Annotated in this window: 15 protein-coding genes; 8 read left to right on the forward strand and 7 right to left on the reverse strand. The window is 37.7% G+C overall.

What is annotated here, in order from left to right; genetic code table 11:
- Positions 1-338: 338 nt before the first annotated feature.
- Positions 339-1,745, forward strand: coding sequence for a pentapeptide repeat-containing protein (locus tag HOL16_08285; GenBank protein ID MBT5390674.1), 1,407 nt, complete (start codon positions 339-341; stop codon positions 1,743-1,745).
- A 184-nt stretch (positions 1,746-1,929) separates the two neighbouring features.
- On the opposite strand, the gene HOL16_08290 is transcribed toward HOL16_08285, so the two are convergent.
- Positions 1,930-2,112 (reverse strand): transposase, encoded by a 183-nt coding sequence (locus HOL16_08290; GenBank protein ID MBT5390675.1) that lies wholly within the window; start codon positions 2,110-2,112, stop codon positions 1,930-1,932.
- Positions 2,113-2,166: 54 nt separating this feature from the next.
- Between HOL16_08290 and HOL16_08295 the strand changes: the two genes are divergently transcribed.
- On the forward strand, positions 2,167-2,328 hold the full coding sequence (locus HOL16_08295) for a hypothetical protein (protein ID MBT5390676.1): 162 nt from the start codon (positions 2,167-2,169) through the stop codon (positions 2,326-2,328).
- Between the two features lie 109 nt (positions 2,329-2,437).
- On the opposite strand, the gene HOL16_08300 is transcribed toward HOL16_08295, so the two are convergent.
- From HOL16_08300 to HOL16_08310, 3 genes are all read right to left on the reverse strand, one after another.
- Positions 2,438-3,397: a TauD/TfdA family dioxygenase gene (locus HOL16_08300; protein MBT5390677.1), complete on the reverse strand. Its 960-nt coding sequence runs from the start codon at positions 3,395-3,397 to the stop codon at positions 2,438-2,440.
- 288 nt (positions 3,398-3,685) lie between these two features.
- On the reverse strand, positions 3,686-4,453 hold the full coding sequence (locus HOL16_08305; protein MBT5390678.1) for a 4'-phosphopantetheinyl transferase superfamily protein: 768 nt from the start codon (positions 4,451-4,453) through the stop codon (positions 3,686-3,688).
- Between the two features lie 289 nt (positions 4,454-4,742).
- Positions 4,743-5,513, reverse strand: coding sequence for a thioesterase (locus tag HOL16_08310; GenBank protein ID MBT5390679.1), 771 nt, complete (start codon positions 5,511-5,513; stop codon positions 4,743-4,745).
- Between the two features lie 256 nt (positions 5,514-5,769).
- On the opposite strand from HOL16_08310, the gene htpG reads away from it, so the two are divergent.
- Positions 5,770-7,617, forward strand: a complete 1,848-nt coding sequence (htpG, locus tag HOL16_08315; protein MBT5390680.1) for a molecular chaperone HtpG — start codon at positions 5,770-5,772, stop codon at positions 7,615-7,617.
- Between the two features lie 252 nt (positions 7,618-7,869).
- On the opposite strand, the gene HOL16_08320 is transcribed toward htpG, so the two are convergent.
- Entirely contained in the window at positions 7,870-8,580 is a 711-nt protein-coding gene (locus HOL16_08320) for an IS6 family transposase (protein ID MBT5390681.1), read from the reverse strand.
- Between the two features lie 144 nt (positions 8,581-8,724).
- Here HOL16_08320 and HOL16_08325 point away from each other — a divergent pair, with 144 nt between their 5' ends.
- From HOL16_08325 to HOL16_08335, 3 genes are all read left to right on the forward strand, one after another.
- Positions 8,725-8,949: a tyrosine-type recombinase/integrase gene (locus HOL16_08325; protein MBT5390682.1), complete on the forward strand. Its 225-nt coding sequence runs from the start codon at positions 8,725-8,727 to the stop codon at positions 8,947-8,949.
- A 300-nt stretch (positions 8,950-9,249) separates the two neighbouring features.
- Positions 9,250-10,431, forward strand: a complete 1,182-nt coding sequence (locus HOL16_08330) for a hypothetical protein (GenBank protein MBT5390683.1) — start codon at positions 9,250-9,252, stop codon at positions 10,429-10,431.
- An 18-nt stretch (positions 10,432-10,449) separates the two neighbouring features.
- Positions 10,450-11,433: a hypothetical protein gene (locus HOL16_08335; protein ID MBT5390684.1), complete on the forward strand. Its 984-nt coding sequence runs from the start codon at positions 10,450-10,452 to the stop codon at positions 11,431-11,433.
- Positions 11,434-11,795: 362 nt separating this feature from the next.
- Here HOL16_08335 and HOL16_08340 read toward each other — a convergent pair whose 3' ends face one another.
- Positions 11,796-12,056, reverse strand: a complete 261-nt coding sequence (locus tag HOL16_08340) for a conjugal transfer protein TraD (protein ID MBT5390685.1) — start codon at positions 12,054-12,056, stop codon at positions 11,796-11,798.
- 16 nt (positions 12,057-12,072) lie between these two features.
- Positions 12,073-12,378 (reverse strand): hypothetical protein, encoded by a 306-nt coding sequence (locus tag HOL16_08345; protein ID MBT5390686.1) that lies wholly within the window; start codon positions 12,376-12,378, stop codon positions 12,073-12,075.
- Between the two features lie 427 nt (positions 12,379-12,805).
- Here HOL16_08345 and HOL16_08350 point away from each other — a divergent pair, with 427 nt between their 5' ends.
- Together HOL16_08350 and HOL16_08355 are read left to right on the forward strand one after the other, a co-directional pair.
- A complete protein-coding gene (locus HOL16_08350; protein MBT5390687.1) occupies positions 12,806-18,037 on the forward strand; it encodes an AAA family ATPase in 5,232 nt (1,743 codons plus the stop codon).
- Between the two features lie 373 nt (positions 18,038-18,410).
- Positions 18,411-19,016 (forward strand): hypothetical protein, encoded by a 606-nt coding sequence (locus HOL16_08355; GenBank protein ID MBT5390688.1) that lies wholly within the window; start codon positions 18,411-18,413, stop codon positions 19,014-19,016.
- Positions 19,017-19,067 lie beyond the last annotated feature (51 nt).

A 19,067-nucleotide genomic window follows, 5' to 3' on the forward strand; every position in this document is an offset into this window, starting at 1 on the left:
GCCTTGGAGAAAACTGTAAGGCCCTTTGCAAATCCTTTCTAAATATCTCAAAATCTATTGCTTCTTCTAACTTCTCTAGGGGATCCCCAAATTTTGAGAGAGCTTCATACCGTTTCGTTAGGTCAAAAAAATTTGGCTGCTAGTACATTCTTCACTCCACAACGTTATTTCCTTTGACTATTCAATCACAGATCTCTCCTTTTTCAACTCGTTTTTCGAGGTATCCAGTTTATATTTTCTAATTGCCATTCTAAATGATATATAATAAATTATGTTTTCTTTTGTTTTTTTAAGTAAAGCTATATTTGGCGCTATCTGAAAATCTTAAATAAGTTTTTATGGAGATGAAACATCAAATGCAGATTTCATTAATTAATAAAATCATTACAGCTATTTTATTTTTAATAGTTAGCGAAGCTTTTGCAGTTCTTAAAACTTTTGAAGATGTTGAAGATATATCACCTTTAAAGCTTGTTAGTGGAGATATACGCGGTAGAAGTTTTGAGGGAAAAGGAGGATGTCGTATCCGTTTTGTAAATATCCAATCTGATGAAACTACTGTATTTTCAAATTCTGTATTTCCCTGTACGGATTTCAGAGATAATGCTTTTCCTAAAGTAGTCTTTGATAATGGGGATTTTATGGGATGCATATTTAGATGTTGTGTTCTGAGAGGAGCTTCTTTTCGAGGAGCAAGATTACGAGGCGCTGATTTCACTGGAGCAGATGTTACTGATATTATAATTGATGAGAATACTGAATTAATTTATTCAAAAGGACTTGAACATCTTTTTCCACAAACAAGAGCCTCTACTCCACAATACCATCCACCATATGCTTCTCCTACCCCAACAAAGATGGACTTTTCTCTTCTACATTCTTTTGTACGTACATTGGTAGAGATGAGACATTTAAGACTTGAAGAAGAAAGATTTCGTGGCTTAGTTTCTTGCTTTTCGGAAGAGTTGGATGATTATAGAGAAGTTCAAATTCCATTAGTAAATTCTACCATTTTTCCCCCGGATCTTACTCTCATTATGGCTAATCGTGGAGAAAAATTTCATAGAAAAGTTTTAAGTAAACTTAAGGATCTTGGAGTTGAACAAAGGAAGATATTGTTAATTGAAAGATTGTCTCAAGCTGTTGGTTTTGGAAATATGGGGTTTAAAGTATCCCTTACAGGTGAAATGGGGATTCAGGTGTATTTTCAGGATTATTTTGGGTTATCTGAAGTTCTACATCATAAACGATTTTTTGATTCTGAGCCTGGCATGATTGAAAATGAGATCTTTACAAGAATACATGAAGGAATCTTAGATTCTCCATTTGATTGTTTTCTTGGGATTGAATGCTCGCCAAGGAGACCTATTTCGTTTGAGGCTTACGCTATGATAGATTCATCAAGAATAGATATAGTAAGAAAGTTTGTAAGTTTTTTTTCTGTTGATGAGGCACAGCTTGATCCTTATTTAAGTTTTTTTCAAACTGTTAAAAAACTTGTTTTATCTTTTAATGCTCTAAATCTTCAGAAAGGAGTAGCTATCCAAGTTATGGATTTTAATATAATGCAGTTAAAAGGTGAGTTAGAAGAACTAGAAAGAACCTTAGACCAAGAAACTATACGTGCTTTGCATTGGATTTTGGAAGAACAAAAAAGAGAGGCTTTTAAAGCAAATGCTAATAATTTCTCTTTACGACTATCTCCTGGCAGGCCTCAAAGAACTGCTTGGTATGTAGCGTTTTAGCCATTAGCTTGAGTGATTTTTAAACAATGCAAAAACACTCATAAACTATAGAGAGCTCTGAATAAATTTGAGAAGGTACAAAGACGCTTCTGGAGATGGCTTTAAAAGGGTTTTATGAGGAATATTTTTCCCTTTTGAACCTTAAATAGTCCAAAAAGGCAGATTTTAGATATACTTGTCCTGTCTAAGTCGCCAAAATCTTTGCAGCCCGTTTAAGGTTATAAGCGATAGATATAAGATCAAAATGTACTTGATGTTTTTCCCATCCCTTATATCGACTTCTATTTAGCCCCATATGAACTTTCCAGTGGGCAAAGATCCGTTCGATGTTACAACGGGGGTTGCTCTTCATCTCTGAATTCACCATCAGAGGCGTTGCACCTCATCCTAGAATTTACCTAACTTTGAAAAGGAGTGGAATATGTCAGACCAAGAAATAATACAGGGTGAGATTATAGAGAAAGAAGACATGTATTTTGTGGTGATAAATATTGTCAATGGTCCTGTAAAATCCCCAGGTAAAGTCCCTCAAAAATCCCCACCTAAAAGAGGAGGTAGGAGAGGTCTAAATCAGACTGCCTAAATTACATCAAGGAAGTCTGGACTGATATGAGGCCTTTGAGTTTGAAAAAGGCAGAAGCGAAGAATATAAAAAAGCAGGAAGAACCGAAGAAAAAACTTAAACAAAGTGCTTAGCCCATAGCGACGACAACTTTTCTTTCACCTTTATAAGGTTCGCGGCTGTGTGCCATTAGTATATTATCAAGGACCATGATATCTCCTCTTTGCCACTTAAATTTAATTTTGTCCTGAGAGTATATCTCGCGAATCCGATTGAGTGTTCTAATGTCTATAGGAGTTCCATCCCCAAAAAGGACATTCCGTGGGAGGTTTTCTTCTCCTAGTTCCCGTGTCAGAGATTCTAGTTGGACTTTTCCTAAAGAAGATGGGTGAAACAAATGGGCTTGGTTAAACCAGACTTTTTCTTTTGTAACTGGGTGAGTGAGAGTAGCTTGGCAGGTTTGCCTCGTAGTTAGTTCTGTCGTGCCAGTTTTCCACATAAATTCAATGTCGTTCTCCACACAATATTTTTCAACGTCTGTTTTTTTATCTGTTTGAAAGACTTCTTGCCAACTTAAGTCAATGCCAGGGGTATAGTTTCGGACATAACAAACGCCTTTTTTTTCAAAGAGGTCTTTAATGGATTGATCAATTTTTTTATAAACTTTTCTACTATCAGCAATCGGAGTTTCTCCACCTTCATCAGCAATTATTATGCTAAAGAAATATATTTTTTCTGGCCAGGATTTTGAGTATGCATTTTCGTTATGAAGAGGAATACTGCGATCAGCAGGATATTCGGTAGCCGTATATATCTTGCCTCCTAGACGAGTTCTGGGCGTTGATCTATAAACGTAGTCTAATAACTTTGGGCATAAAATTTGCACAAACTTATTAAATTCGGACACTGAATTAATACCAAAATTTCTTAAGAGGATTCCTCCTTCTTTCTGGACTGTGCTTTCAATAGCTAATTTGTTGTCCACAGTCCATTGAAAAGCATCTAACCCAGAGTCTTTAGGTTCTATACACAATAATTCCTCTGTCTCAGGTTTTATGTAGGTGGTCCTCACCTTAGAATCAAAAACCATTTTTTTACACCCCTCTCTTAATAATTGCAATTTCTGTTCTGTAGTGAATTTAAATGTGTAAGTCTAAAGTGTTTAATTGAATCCTTTGTGTATTTTTATCCGAGTGCCTCAAAAAGTTGTTCTCATAAATTTGCTTTATAACAACCTTGCGAAACTTTCAAAATGACGTTGACACGCTAACATAAATCATTTTGAACAAAAACCCACTTTCAAGAGTATGGTAAAAATGTGTATATCCATGACGTTGGATAGTTGGAATTGCGCAACAAAGCCAAACATTGTTAACTCCTAATATATTAATTCAAAGTACCTTATCTTTAATAGGGGCGTTTTAGTCGCTAAAGCTGCTATATAGCCTCTGATCGGGGTAAAAGAATGAAGTTTCCACTCATTTGCAGCTTGAATACTCCCGTTGATTGAAAGTAATTTTGGTTTTTGGCCAGAAAAAAAAGTTACTTTTAACTCTTTAAGTGGTGAATAAAGCCCTTTACCTGTTGCTTTAAGTATAGCTTCTTTTCGGGTCCAAGCATTATAGAACGCTCTTAATCTTTCATCTGTCTGAAGTATGCTCAAGTTGTACCATTCATGCTCAGTGAGAAACTCATTTGCCATCTCTAGAAGAGAAGGCTGATTCTGGATTTTCTCAATATCTATGCCAACTGAAGTTTTGGATTTAATAGAGAATAAACTGACGGTAGAAGAATGAGATATATTGAATTCGACATTTTTCTCCTTTAAAGCAGGTTTTCCGTATTTTCCATATTTATAAATAATTTGAGACGGCTCTTGGTTTATATACCTGCTTAAAATGAGCCTAAGGATCCCATGGCTCGCGATAAAACGCTCTTTAAGATAAGAAAATTTATAGCTATTTGCTTGATTATGTTCATATTCTGATAGAAGTGAGCTCAATTTATTTAAGCGGTTTGAAGAAAAAAATCTTGTGCTTTTCCATATATGAACTTCGTTAGATAGGATTTTTTCAGTAAAACTGCCGGCGTTGTCAAGAATGAAAGGTTCCCATTCAATAATGTTGTTACAATCAGGAGGGTTCATTTGTTACATCGATCTTTGGGGGCAAAAATTATAATGCAAATTCATCGGAATGATAGCAAACCAGTACTTCATTTTCTAGGCACGTTTCAACACTTTTTCTGGGAAAAGTTTTATGAATGAATGCCATAGCTTTTTGCTCTTAGCGAAAGTTTCTTGCCATAAAGATTTGGATAGAATTTTTGAATCCTTAAAATACATATATATATGCATTCTTTGTTTCTTTTCATTTTGAAAGAACTACCTTCCCAAAGCCTTGTCTTCAGAGATGCTAGACCATTTTTTATTCATTTTAATTCACCATTCTTCTTGAAGGAAAAAGATTAGAAATAATTTCTAAAATTTGTTTTTGAGATTTTTTTATAAAAAAGTGATCCCCTGGCAGCATTTGATGACAGAATTGTTTGGATGTATGGATTTTCCAAGCCATAATATCTTCCTCAGTTACAGTAGGGTCATCTATTCCTCCTAATGCGGTTATGTCAAAAGGAAAGGGCTCAACTTTGGTGTAATGATATGTATTTGAAATTGTAAAATCTGAACGGATCATGGGCAAAAATATACTCATCAATTCATTGTCTTTTAGAACAAGGTTAGGAACTCCATTGTATTTTTCTAGTTCCTGAATAAACTCTTTATCAGGTAGGTTATAAATGGGTTTTTCTCGAAGAGGAATTTGTGGAGCTCTGCTGCCAGATGCGAAAAAGTGAAAGGGTAGAGGAAGCTTTTCACTTCTCAACGCCTTACAGAGCTCAAAGCTAATTTTTGCCCCAACACTGTGTCCTAAAAAAACGAAAGGCTTGTTTGAAATAGCTTTGAAGTCCTTTACCAATGAATCGATAATTGAGCTCAGATTATCAACTGGAGTTTCATGAAACCTGGTTGACCTCCCTGGAAGCTCAATGGCTATTACTTCGATAGTTGAGGGCAATAGGCTTACCCAATCCCTAAAAACAAAGGCATCGCCTCCTGAGTATGGGAAACAAAATAGCCGCATGGTTGCCAATGGTTTTGGATTAATTGTGACAAACCAAGGTGATGTTCTTAATTTTTCAAGGATCATTTTGTTTTCCTTTTAACCGTCGAAATTGAAGGTCAGAGTTACGAACCAACCTATACCTAACTTGTATTTCAACCAACACCCGATATTATTGCAGTTTGATTGAAGTTTTTCTTAGTTTCTGAATACTAGCTTTTAGAAATCCCATCTTCAAGCTAAAATCTGGTCGGATTTAAGATTTAATTTTCCCGAAGTCTCTTTATCTCTAGCTATAATGAATATACAATGCACTCGATTGATTTTTAAGGAGAGAGAACCTATGCCAGGCAAGCAACATAGCTTTCAAGCAGAAGCAAGCAAACTTTTGAACTTAGTTACACATTATTTGTATAAAAATAAAGAGATATTCCTAAGGGAGCTTATCTCTAATGCCTCGGATGCTTGTGATAAATTGCGTCATTTAAGCCTTACAAAAAAAGAATTGCAGAGTGCAAGTTCAGATTACAAGATTGTCGTCACTTCAGATAAAGAATCAAAAACGTTGACTGTTTCTGATAATGGGATTGGGATGTCTCGTCAGGAACTGATTAACAACCTTGGTACGATTGCAAAATCAGATACTTCCTCGTTTCTGAGTAAACTAACAGGTGATGCGAAAAAAGACAGTAATCTCATAGGGCAATTTGGTGTGGGATTTTATACTGCTTTTATGGTTGCTTCAAAAGTTGAGGTTGTAAGTCGCAAAGCTGAAAAAGAGGAAGCGTATATTTGGAGTTCAGAAGGAAAAGATTCATTTTTTATAGAAAAAACGTCTCGAGAAGAAAGTGGTACAACTATTAAACTGTATCTTAAAGAGGACTCCTCAGAGTACATTGAGCCATATCGCCTAAAGTCGCTTGTGCAAAAGTATTCAGAACATATAGCTTTTCCAATCTGTCTTGAGGACTCAGGCAAGGAAGAACAGCTAAATGAGGAAAGAGCTATATGGACCCGGCCAAAAACTGAAATCGCAGAAGAGCAATATAAAGAGTTTTATAAGCACACTTCCAATGCATACGATGAGCCATGGGTTACAATGCATAATAAAGTTGAAGGGGTGTTAGAGTACACATCTCTTTTGTTTATTCCTTCAAGCAAGCCTTTTGATTTGATGGATTCTGAACGAAAGAGAAGGCTGAAGCTGTATATCAAGCGAGTTTTTATAACGGATGATTGCCAAGAACTTCTTCCTTCATACCTAAGATTTGTTAGGGGGATTGTAGATGCTGAAGATTTACCTCTCAATGTTAGCCGTGAAACTTTACAACTTGATCCTCGTATGTCGAGAATAAAGACGACATTAACGCGTAAGGTACTGGATGAACTCAGTAAAAAGTCAGAAGAGAGCTCAGAAAAGTACATAGAATTTTGGAAAAACTTTGGCTTCATTTTAAAAGAAGGACTTTATGAAGAGTTATCTCAACAAGATTTGCTCTTATCTCTTGCGCGTTTTTCAACAACTAAAACAGAGGATCTAGTAAGTCTACAAGAATATATAGATAAGATGGAGAAAGATCAAAAAGAAATATATTACATGTTGGGAGAAAATAGAGAAGATATGTTGAAGAGTCCAAAATTAGAGGGGTTCTTGGATAAAGGGGTTAACGTTATTTTGCTCACAGATCCAATCGATAATTACTGGATAACACGTGTCACAACTTGGAAAGATTATCCTTTAAAATCTATTTCTGAAGGTGATGTGGAATTAGATAAAAAATCAGAAAATTCAGAAAAGGACTCTAAAGATAAAAAGTTTGAAAAACTTCTAGAGTTTTTTAAGAAGACGTTGAAAGACAAGGTAAAAGATGTTCGGGTATCAAAGCGTCTTAAAGACAGTCCCGTTTGTCTTGTTAATTCAGTTGAGGGAAGTTTTCCGAGCATGGTTTCTCCTAATCGAAAAAAGCTTCAACCTTCTTCTCAAATTTTTGAATTAAATCCATCTCACTCCTTAATTTTGGATATGAATAGTCTCGTCAAGAAAAATGGCAAAATAGAACGAATACAAGATATGGCGAATATGCTTTACGACCAAGCGCTAATAGTTGAAGGCTATCCTGTAATGGATGCAAAGCAGTTTTCAAAACGCCTTACAACGCTTTTAGGAAAGGAGCTCAAACTTGCTTCATAGACGGTGCTCTACTTCTGTTAGGTGGTTTCATTGCGAGAGCGCTCACAATATATAGACGGCTTAATTTTTCAATTTTCTTTTTTTAGCTGATTTCTTTTTTTCAGCAAGGTCAAGCCTCAGGACGGTTTTTTATAATGTTAAACAAGGTATTCACCCCACCAGAACCTTTATTGGATACTCTGGCAAAGACAGATACAAAGGCACCGTCAAGTTAATTAGTTAGGCTTATAAAAATCTCATATCCTCTATATTTTAGGCACAGATAATCCCATAAGCAGCCTCATCCCAGATGGATTTTGCTGCTATGAAATTCGCTCTCTGACACGATGCTTTCTTTGAATATCTGCCCACCTCTACTGAGAAAATGTTTCTTACTTTTTCCATGAGAGATAAGGTTCTTTGAACTCCTTGTGGGGATTTGAATTTAATAAGACATTTCTCTTTTCTACGGGTAGGTTGATGGGCGTTTTCAACACGATTATTTAACCCCTTATGAGAACGATGATCCGTATTCCGAGTCATATAACGTATGGGCTTAGTATAACTTTTTAGCTTATCCGTTACGATAACACGTGGCTCTGGATAGGCTCCAAATAAACGGCTTAGGAAGCGAATTGCAGCTTTCTTATTTCGGCGTTTTTGGAGAAAAATATCCAGTTCATGTCCCTCAGAATCAACTGCTCTCCACAGAATGAAGTGAACACCATTGAGTTTGAAGGTCATTTCATCAAGATGCCATTTATCATTTGGTTGTCTCTCACGCTTCTTGATAACATCCCTGAAATGGGCAGAAAACTTCACGCACCAAAGCCTTATAGCTTCATGACTCACAATGATCCCACGAAAAGAAAGCTCTTCTTGAATATCACGATAACTGTCGTTAAAGCGATGATAACGCCAAACTGCGTGGCTGATAATAGAAACTGGAAAACGGTGTCCTTTAGGAGTTTGATATAAACACATGAATTAATCCTCTGAGTTAGAATCTCAATTCATAACATAATCTTCATAAGCATCTAGAACTCAGATTAACTTGACGGTGCCGTTTTTCCGGATAGAGTTGAAGGTAAGCCTATCCAAGAAGTTAAGGCATTTTGGAAGAAAGTATTGAAGGAAGCAAATTTAGAGAATATTCGAATTCATGATTTTCGACATACTCATGCTTCTCACTTAGTATCGAGTTGGTTAAGCTTAAGTATAGTCGGGAATCTTCTAGGATATACTCAAGCAGACACTACTCGTAGATGTGCTCACTTAGCGGGCGCACCATTAAGACAAGCAACGGAATTATTTGGCGAGAAGGTGAAAAAGATGAGTGCAAAAGGTTTTTAAGGCAAAAACGAAACTGAGATATCAAATGTAAGACTAACGAAGGATTGAGCGAAAGCTCTTGAAATGGGGCAGTAGTTTTGACGAAATTTGAAACATTCTTCCCTTTACTGTGTAGAGAGAGAATATTCATTTTACCCAAACTATTCGAAAGAGGAGACACAACCTAGAGATCTCCGTCTATTTTAGAAGGATTTTAATTTACTACCTCGATTTTTGACGCCAAACTCTATTGACATGAAGGCGAAACCTCTTATAGCGTGAACTCACTAGAGATTTGAATTCATTGGAGATTTTTTAAAAATGAAAAGTCTGAATTTCTTTAAGTTTTTTTCGTTAGTTTCGCCGCTTGTGTTTTTTTCGTTAAATGCGTATGCGGGTTTAGCTTCACAGAAACAAGCAGATGGTTTGTGGAATTTTCAGAATTCAGATAATGTTCTTACTTATCGAAGGAGTGTTGCTGCAGCTAGCCAGCTTGCATACAAAGTTACACGAAGTGAATATAAAAATTGGACTATAGCGGTAGAGACAAATTACCTTGACGCCTTGAATGATGCTTTAAAGCCGTCGGAGGATTCTGCTAGACCCAAAGTATGGAAAAAAATTGAGCCTTTTAGGTTTAATGTTGGTGCCGGTATCATAAAGACTTTTAATAGTGTACTTGGTGAAAGCTTCTGGCAGGAACGTCCGAGTGAATCTTACGGTTTGATCGCATACGAGTTTGACGACACGCAGTTTCCTTCTGGAAACAATAAAGTTGGTAGGTCTGTTCTTATCGCCTACAGGGGCACAGATAGTCTACAGTCAACCTTAACTGATTTTAAAGCTTGGTACACATGTACAGATCATCTTGATGTTTTGAATAATCCAGAGTTTCAGTATATACATGATTTTTTTTACGAACCGTGTTCTAATAAAGTTTCCAACGCATTATACAAAGTCGGGAGTAGACTTCCAGTCTTGAAAAGTAAAGAGGCGCCCCTCGTTCATTCGGGCTTTCTCGAAAGTGCACTATCTTCGCAGGATGAAATTTTTTCAAAAACAACGTCCTACCTTGCTTTATCAAAGAAATCACGTGACGATGTTAGTTATATTTTTACTGGGCACAGTCTAGGAGCTGCTTTATCCCACATTCAAATGGCAATTATGCTAGAAAAATATTATGGAGCTCTACCGCATCCAAACTCTCTTTCAAGATTTAGGCTTATAACTTTTGGCTCCCCTAGGTCATTTGGAGAATATGCAGCAATAACATATGAGACTGAGAAGTTTGGTGCAGTTAATCTTTTAAGAGCCCGGACCAAATATATAGGTAGAAACACCTGTGATCCGGTAACTGAACTACCTATCAAATGGTTAATTCGCTATGACCATGTTGGATCTGAAGAAAACGTAGATGTAGTTGATGATGGGACTTTAAATGTATTAGCTAAGTATATAGGCTACGAATTACATGGAATGGCGGTTTATGAATCAAACATATAAATAGAGGAAAATTAGGAGATGTTCAGAATTAGGTTAGTAGTTATATGTTTTTTGGTGCTTGTATATTGTCCTAACCTGGTTTTGGGGGTTAATCCTATCTTAGAAGAGGAAAAAGTTAGTTGCGCAAACGCTATGAAGCTCGCGTACAGCGTTTCTCGAGAAAATTATTACTCGTTTGAACAAAATAGTGCACTTAAAGCTAGATATATAGCGGCCTTCAACGAAGGTGTTTCTTGTAAATGGAATGAGATGAAGCTATTTTCAACGACATTACAATGTTATGGAGTTAAGGGAAAAGAGCCTTTAACTAGCAAAGGGATTCTTTTAGACACGTACGGAATACTTGCTTTTCGAGAAAATACAGTTTTAGTTTGCCCTAGAGGCACTGAAGAAGAGGGTACTGAAATCAATTATTACAACAAAGAACAGGAAAAAATTTCTGCGATTGATGTAAAAAAATATCCAAATTTAAATACTTTTAGACAATTCTTTGATGGAAAGGATTCTTACCTTCAGTCAGCTTATGTGCACAAAGGAGTTTTAGATGCTTTACATTCTTCATATGATGAAGTTCTTGAAGAAATAGATTCCTACGCAAGCAGGAAAGGACTTTCGATGGACGATATGAAGTTTTTATTAACTGGGCACGGTTTAGGAGGTTCGATATCTGCTGCATTTGTTCCATCACTAAAAATGAAGTTTCAAAATTCAGCCCTATATGTTTTAACATATGGAGCTCCAACAATATTCAATGCTACGGCAGTTGCTGCAGTTCATAAAGAAATGCCTTCTGAAGACATGGTAAATTTAGTAACTAGATTGAAAAATAAGAATAAAGTTTATGATCAGGTGGTTGTATTTTCACAAAAGGCATATGGCTTCATACGTGCAGGAATGAATGTATTTATTGATGTTGAATCCTCTGTTGGACGCGCGGTACCAGTTAACTCAATTGAAGCATATGAAACCACAGAATCTTTGATAGATAAGACTGCGGACTGAAATTTGTCCTTTTTGAATCAAGTGAACACATAGTGAATTTACTAGAGATATTTTATCCTTCATATATGAAAATAAGGTTTTTGAAATAGAGTGTGCATGCCGTGTAGCATTCTTAATCCCAATTAAAAAACGAGTCTTTCTTTCACGAAGTATGAATATATTCTCTCGGGTCTTGGAAAGTGAAATTAAATCTCCTTCCCAATGCCTAAAAACTCTACGGGATTCGGCCTCTTGCGGACATTCATGTATAGAAATTCTTCTTGTTACTGCTTGGTATCGTTTTCTACGCTATCCGTGGATAGTGGTAGGGACTTTTCTTGGCTAAAAGTTTGTAGAGTTTTTGGGTTTCTAAACAATACAAGTCATTGACTCCTGTTCTTCAAATAACGTTCTCCAATTTTTTGCCAATATTCCAAAGAGGATTCATTGAAGATTTTGTTTTCCATAACATCAGTTAAGAATCCCAATACTTTCGCTGCTTTGTGAAGGGATTCATAAGACTGTAAATCTTCACCTTCTTCAATAAGAAAAGCATCTGTAAGTCCAGATTTCTTAACTAATCCGCCAAGTTGAATAATTGACCTCGTCCGTAAACGACGTTGGGTTTGTGACTGACTACTCATTTTCTTTCTCTCTTTGTTAAGTATTTTTTGAAGTCGGTTTATTTTTTGAAAAAGAAGAAATTGTTCTTTTGACACGTCTCGTTTGTCGCAGAAATCTAGAACCGGCATCGAACCAGTCCTCCACAATTGAGTCTTGAGTGGTAATTTTATTTTGTAGAAAGAGGAATCCACCCATAAGTGTTTTGTTGTCAACGTGGGTTAAGTTAAGTTTTGAAATTAGCCCCACTATTTCCTTTTGACGTTCCTGCAAAAGGGTTTGATACTGGGATTGAAGTTCTGAGATTTTTGCTTCAAATTTTTGGATCTTTAAAGAGGCATTCATATCATTTTCCTGTTCTTTTAAGAATTAAAGTTGCCTCTTTATTGAACCTAATATAGCAAATACCTTGTACAATCTCAATCAAAAGTTGATAGATAAATTTTGTGACAAATCAATAAAAACCTCTCTCAAGAGGGGAGCTCTAACTACTGCAGATTGATCAAAAACTTTATCGAACTGTACCCACCAATACTCATACGCCGTTAGGGCTTTAAATGAGCAGTATACTGCGAATAAGCGCTATAAAAAAATGTAGTCATCTGCAATCCACCGAAGGAGGCGCACTTATGTACGATTTGGAAATCGTACTTGTGCTTTGCGGCCACAGGCGTTAGTTTAAGAATCACAGGAGAGGTATAGGGACTTCATGTATCACCCATAAATAAACTTCCAGGGTTTATAAATTGTTTGACGCCTAAAGGTGTTGAATGTGGCAATTTATTCGTTGAGTTTGGGATTTTTATCACGCAGTGAAGGACGATCTTCTGTGGGTTTTAGTGCCTACATTGGGGGTGGTCATCAAAAAGACGAGCGCACGGGTGTACCGTACGGTTACTCGAGTAAGAAAGATGTGATCGTCAGTAGAATCCTCACCTCAGAAGAATCTCCAGACTGGGTCAAAACCTCATCCATTTTGTGGAACAAAGTCGAGTCCTTTGAAGATGAGGTCGCCTCTCTTAGATTCAAAGGTGATTCGAGAGACTCCGTCAAACATCAAAAAAGTTTAGAGGCAAAAGAGAAGTTCTTAAATTCTACTCAAACAGCTCAAACTATTATGGGAGCCATCCCTGTTGAGCTCAGCAAGGAACAAGCTGAAGCTTGTGTTGAAGAATTTTTAAAGGAGAGGTTTGTTTCAAGAAGTCTTGTTGTTGAATACGCCATGCACTGGGAAAAAGGCAATCCCCACTTCCACGGTATGATCACGAGGCGCCCGTTAAAAGCTGGGACTTTCTCACAGAGGAAGGACTCTGAAATCGTCTCAAAAACTGAACACAACACCACAAGAAAGCAGTGGGAGTCTGTCGCAAATAAACATCTCCAACTGGCAGGACACAGTGTACGTATTGATGCCCGTTCTAATGAAGATCGAGGTTCGCAGTTTTTGGCAACAGAACACGAAGGTTGGTATGCGCAAAAACTTGCAAGAGAGGGCGGCTACTCACGCATTGTGGCGGATAATGAAGAAACGCTTCAAAAGAACATAGCCATTATGTGTGAAAACCCCGAAGTTTTAATTAGGGAGGTTGCCCATAAACGCACAACATTCACCCGTAAACATATAGAAGATGAAATTATCAGACGCGTAGGAGGAGATTTAAAACTCTTTGCACTCTTAAAAACGAAAGTAGATGAACTCAGCGTTTCTCCCAAACTCATCCTTTCCCAAGCCAACGATAACATCGTTTATGAAGGATCAACTTTTGCAACAGAACTAAATGGATTGGCCTCAAAGTTTACGGACCAGTTGCTGGAAAATAAAGAAATTTCCGAGAAGCTTGGCAATAATATCAACAGAGAAGAGGTGTTTACATCTACCCACTACAAAGAACAAGAAGACACGATTACAACTCTTGCTGATACACTGCATAAACGTCAAACGAAGTCAGTTTCTCAAGCTTTTATTGACAGATCCATTGGGTCACAAGAGGTAGAATTTTTTAAAGAGCAACGAGACGCTGTTCACCATTTATGCAGCGGGCAAGATATCCGTATTTTAAACGGGAAGGCAGGCACTGGTAAAACAACTCTCCTGAAAGCCGTGGCCAGTAGCTATCAACAAGCTGGGTATGAAGTATTGGGGACATCTTTCCAAGGAAAGGCAGTTGAGATCATGGAGCAAGAAATTGGCATTCCGTGTAAAACATTAGATAGCTTTATGTTCCAATGGGAGAAATATCAAAAACAAAGAGACTATGTTAAAAGCGGCCGACTTTGGGGACGACCATATCTTTATGCCCATAATAAAATGAAGGCTTTGGAAAAACATCGCTTCACCAGCAATGACGTCATCATTGTTGATGAAGCGAATATGGTTGGTGGTAGACTCTGGGAGCCTTTCTTAAGAGAAGCTGTAGAGAGAGGAGCAAAAGTCCTCATCGTTCAAGATATTTCTCAAATTAAGTCGCGAGAAAGTGGGGATTATGGACGGCTTTTTGCGGAAAGATTTGAATGCGCAGAGACTCGAGAGGTATTACGTCAAAAAGTTGAGTGGCAACGAGAATGCTCAAAACTCTTAAATGAGCATAATGTTCTTGACGGCATCAAACCTTATTATGAAAAGGGTCATTTTACATGGCATGAAAGCGCAAGAGAGCAAATTCACGCTTTGCGGGATGCCTACATTAAAGATTATAATACTCATCAAAATCACATGGTCTTGGCCTATCGGAATGTGGAGGTTTATGAGCTTAACCAGGCGATTCGTGAAGGACTTAAGTCTCGTGGATATTTAAAAGAACATTTTCGCACTTTAGGTCAAGAATACGCGATTTGTGATCGAATTCGTTTTACTCAGAATGATCACTATGGGCAGTACGTTCAGAATGTTGAAGAGAAGTCCCTTTTGAGAAGTTTTTTTAAAAAGACTTCCTCCACTGGCATCAAAAATGGAACTCTTGGGATCATTGAAGAATATGATCTCAATAAAGCGCTAATGACTGTCCGACTGGAGAGAGGAAGGCGTGTGCAGTTCAGCACAGAAAACTACCCTCACATTACACACGGCTACGCAATGACCATTCACAAATCAGAAGGGAGTACTTTTGATAAAACTTTTGTGGTGGTAGACCCGTGCTTAGATCCATCCTCTCTTCTTGTTGCCATGACAAGGCACCGTCATGATGTAAAAGTGTATGTGAGTCGAGATAGGTTTATAGATTTTAAGAATTTTATAGACAAAGTCAGCCGAGGATCTTTTAAAGAAACATTGCAGGACTATCAAGTGGATGCGTCACAAAAGCCGTATTTAAGACGTGTTCAGCAATATAAAGATCTCATGGTGGAGGCGATCAATCTTCGTGAAGAGATGAGCCTCAAACCGTCACAACCTCTTTATCTACACCCATCTTACAAAGCATACAAAGTATGTTTTGAAGAGAAGAAACGAGCGGCTCAAAGCATTTTGGATAAGTGGGAAGAGCATACGCCTTACGTGCGCTTGGCTGGAATAAGACGTGATGTTTTGGAGGTCGATGCCGGATATCGTCCCCGGCTTCTCTCAGAAATAGAGTATAGAGCATCTATCCAGATGGAAGGGTATGTAGATCTCGTCCGCAAAGCGAGGAGTCTTTGGACAGAAATATCTCAGACACATCCAGGAGTGCTTTCAAAATCCCATCCCCTCTTTGAAGACTATAAAAGGTTAAAGACAGAACGAGATTCAATTGCGTCCGTAATGCAAGAAAATCCACGTCTTTATTGCCCGTTCCTTAGAGTGGAAAAAGGAGAAGATTCCCTCAAAGACTACTGGGGGAGTTCCCTCATTCAAAACGATCGCGTCTATATTGCATCCATCAAAACCCATGCACAGGCACATTTAACATCACAACTTGAGAATCTCTATTATGATCGTCTAAGTTTGCAGGAAAAGGAAAGTTATAATGTCGTAAAATCTTACTGTGACGCACGAAACGAGGCAGCCGCTCTTTATAGTCGGCTTAAAGATCGACCAAGTGTTGAGGCGCATGTCTCAAAAACGTTTATTACTCAAGAGCGTTTTAAGAAGGTGAAAATCATGCGCGATACATTGGCGCTAAAACTTGTGGATACGCCTGAAAGGTTTGAGGTGTTTTTTGAGAAGTTGGGAGTTAAAGAGGAGAAACTACTGGTTCATGCTCTTAATGGAGAAATACGAAGCAAAGTGGAGGCTTACAGTAGAGCCAAGAGTATTGAAGATCGAGGACCGCAAGCTATAGCCCTCAGGCAAGTTTTAAAACGTCCCAGTGACGTAAGAGTTGCAAAGCAAGCAGGGCTAGATGTAAATCGAGTAACTTTTGATAGCGCTCTCTACTCTAAAGTTCAAGCTGGAGAAATATCTCCAAAAATCAATCCAGATCTTATTTATTATCCCATAGAAAAGTATTTGAGGTCATCAAGGGAAGCCGCTCGTCTTTGGAAAGAGGTTAAAACGCCTGCAAATCGGAATGGTGTCGAAGAAGAATGGCAATCAGCTGTTACTGCTCGTAATGAAAATGCTCAACGCCTTTTAGGCAATAAAGTAGCAGTCTCTGTTCTGACTCGCATGCGACCAGGTATAGAAACACGTCTTCAAAAGCATTTAGGGTATGCAGAAAGAAGGCATGTACCCTCTACCCATGTTCTTGAAATGGCTCGAGGGAGGTACAGAGACATAGCCATTGATTTACTTGGGAGCCCAAATGCCCGTATGAGCACGAAATCATCGCTCCGGTTTGGTCAAAAAGGCTCTCTTGTTGTGAACATCTCTGGTGCTAACGAGGGATTGTGGAAGGATTTTGAACATAATGAAGGGGGAAATATCTTTAAGCTTATTGAGCGAGAAAAAGGAACAGGTTTTAAGGAATCGGTGGATTATTTAGGTAAACTTTTAAATGTGGAAGCAGATCTCAAAATATCACAGTTACCTTTGATACAACGTCAAGAGCAGTCACAAAAACAAACAGAAATAGATCACGCGAAAGATTTTGAGCAGCGCCTTGAAGCCGTTCTGGAATTGCAGATGAAGTCAAAGCCAATTGAGAGCACAGTAGCGGAATCCTATTTACGTGATGAACGTGGCATTCAAGGAAGCTCATCAGAAGATTTACGATTTATTCCAAAAGGCACAGAGTTTAAATACAAAGGGGAACGTAAGGACTTAAATCATGACTGCATGGCAGCATTTGTGAGAAACGAAGATGGTGAATTAAAATCCGTTCAACTAACAAAACTGGATGTTAAAGGCAAACGTGTCCTGAGCAGGGACGGAGAAAAACTCAATAAGATTCAGTACGGGATCGCGAAAGGATCCTTTGTGACACTCCAAGATGCTCCAAAAGATTTTGACAGGGTATTTATTGCGGAAGGTGTTGAAACGGCGCTTTCTATTAAAGAGGCAGGGGTAGATGGAAAGATCGTCGCCTCCTTGGGGATTTACAATATCGGCAACTATCAGGGGAGTGAGAAGGAAATTATTATTTGTGCAGATAACGACGATCACAAACAAAACGCGCAAACTCAAAAATTCTTGGAGAAAATTCAAAGCCAATTTAAGGAGCAGCAAGATAGGAGTGTTACCATTATAAAGCCCTCTAAATCAGGACAAGATTTTAATGATGTTCTAAAAGAGAAAGGGCCTCAAGGCGTTCGAGACTACATGAAGGCCTGTCATGATACGAAGAAGTCCCAAGTTCAGGAAGTACACAAACCGGAAATACAGCTAGATGCGACACCTCGTTCTAAAATCTCGTCAATTGAGAAAATAGCCTCTTACATGGAAGATAAGCTCAAGGAGATAAAACTCGATCAAAACTCATCGCTTGGTGAAGATGCACGAAAAGATCTGAGTGCCTACATCCAATTGTTTACGAAAGACGATTCCCTCAGGAAGGAGCTAAATGTTCATAACCCGGTACTCACCATGGAACTGAAAGATTATATTGCAAAACAGCAGGAACACGTTAAATCACGAGGTTACGATAGATGAAATTACAGGTTTTATATGAATTGGGTGTTCGTATATTCAATATGGGAGGAACGAACTAACCAAAGTACTGTAAAGAGATCTCATTTACTATCTTTCTTTAGTTTAGTATCCTTTTAGGTAGGTGGCTGCAGATCCAATAGTATTGGATAATATCAGATAAGTAGCTGGTCTCATTTGGATTCCTCGGCTCACTAATGAAGAAGCTATTAGAGGAGTAGGACCATATGAAAGAAAACTAGAGTTGGGTTGGGATTTTTGTTGTTGGGGATAATCGGGTAAAAAATCGTTTTTGAATAGAAATAACGAGATTATATCTTGACTTATTGCTTATTAGTTTTAGACTATGAGCTGTATAATACATTAGGTGATGAATATGTATAAAATATTGATGTTTTTTATAGTGATAATGTTTCCATTTTCGGGTGGTGCTGTGCAGATTGATTTAAGTGAGAAAGGTATAACAGATGATTCTGTGGCTGCTGCTATAACTGCTCCTAGACCGGTTGCTATTGGTGAGGTATTTAAAAAATTTGGGTCTGATCATATGTTGGACAAATTGAAGGTTATTAATTTAGCAAGTAATGAAATTTCCGATGAAGGAGCACAAGTTGTTTGTGACTCCTTGAGAAAAATGCCCAATATGGAGTTCATCGATCTATCATATAATCGTATCAAGCAGGAAGGCATAATGAAGTTCATACCACTAATTATAGAAATGGAAAATTTGAAGGTCAATTTAACGCAGAATTATGCAGATGTTACCGCAATTTCTTATTTCTATGACAATTTGAGAGCAGAGGCAGAAAAACAATCGAAAGATTTTGAAGCATGTTCGAACAGAGCTATTTTCTTTGATGAAGGAATTTTGTCTCATGAAGGTACGGTCAGAAAATTACGAGAAAAGTTAGCTAATCATGCAAGTGAAAATTGGTTGCGTACACATCAGAATTTCTACCAGCAATCTACAATAGCTCACTAAGCTTCAGACTTCAGAAAACAGGATGAACATTATTATGGTAAGAAGTGTGGT

Source organism: Alphaproteobacteria bacterium, assembly GCA_018662925.1.
Classification (GTDB): domain Bacteria; phylum Pseudomonadota; class Alphaproteobacteria; order 16-39-46; family JABJFC01; genus JABJFC01.

What these genes read in the sequence shown, in the direction of transcription:
- HOL16_08310 (MBT5390679.1), bottom strand. Translation starts at nt 5,513, where the DNA reads ATGATCCTTGAAAAATTAAGAACATCACCTTGGTTTGTCACAATTAAT.
- HOL16_08300 (MBT5390677.1), bottom strand. Translation starts at nt 3,397, where the DNA reads ATGGTTTTTGATTCTAAGGTGAGGACCACCTACATAAAACCTGAGACA.
- HOL16_08290 (MBT5390675.1), bottom strand. Translation starts at nt 2,112, where the DNA reads ATGGTGAATTCAGAGATGAAGAGCAACCCCCGTTGTAACATCGAACGG.
- HOL16_08285 (MBT5390674.1), top strand. Translation starts at nt 339, where the DNA reads ATGGAGATGAAACATCAAATGCAGATTTCATTAATTAATAAAATCATT.
- HOL16_08320 (MBT5390681.1), bottom strand. Translation starts at nt 8,580, where the DNA reads ATGTGTTTATATCAAACTCCTAAAGGACACCGTTTTCCAGTTTCTATT.
- HOL16_08345 (MBT5390686.1), bottom strand. Translation starts at nt 12,378, where the DNA reads ATGAATGCCTCTTTAAAGATCCAAAAATTTGAAGCAAAAATCTCAGAA.
- HOL16_08305 (MBT5390678.1), bottom strand. Translation starts at nt 4,453, where the DNA reads ATGAACCCTCCTGATTGTAACAACATTATTGAATGGGAACCTTTCATT.
- HOL16_08335 (MBT5390684.1), top strand. Translation starts at nt 10,450, where the DNA reads ATGTTCAGAATTAGGTTAGTAGTTATATGTTTTTTGGTGCTTGTATAT.
- HOL16_08295 (MBT5390676.1), top strand. Translation starts at nt 2,167, where the DNA reads ATGTCAGACCAAGAAATAATACAGGGTGAGATTATAGAGAAAGAAGAC.
- htpG (MBT5390680.1), top strand. Translation starts at nt 5,770, where the DNA reads ATGCCAGGCAAGCAACATAGCTTTCAAGCAGAAGCAAGCAAACTTTTG.
- HOL16_08340 (MBT5390685.1), bottom strand. Translation starts at nt 12,056, where the DNA reads ATGAGTAGTCAGTCACAAACCCAACGTCGTTTACGGACGAGGTCAATT.
- HOL16_08355 (MBT5390688.1), top strand. Translation starts at nt 18,411, where the DNA reads ATGTATAAAATATTGATGTTTTTTATAGTGATAATGTTTCCATTTTCG.
- HOL16_08330 (MBT5390683.1), top strand. Translation starts at nt 9,250, where the DNA reads ATGAAAAGTCTGAATTTCTTTAAGTTTTTTTCGTTAGTTTCGCCGCTT.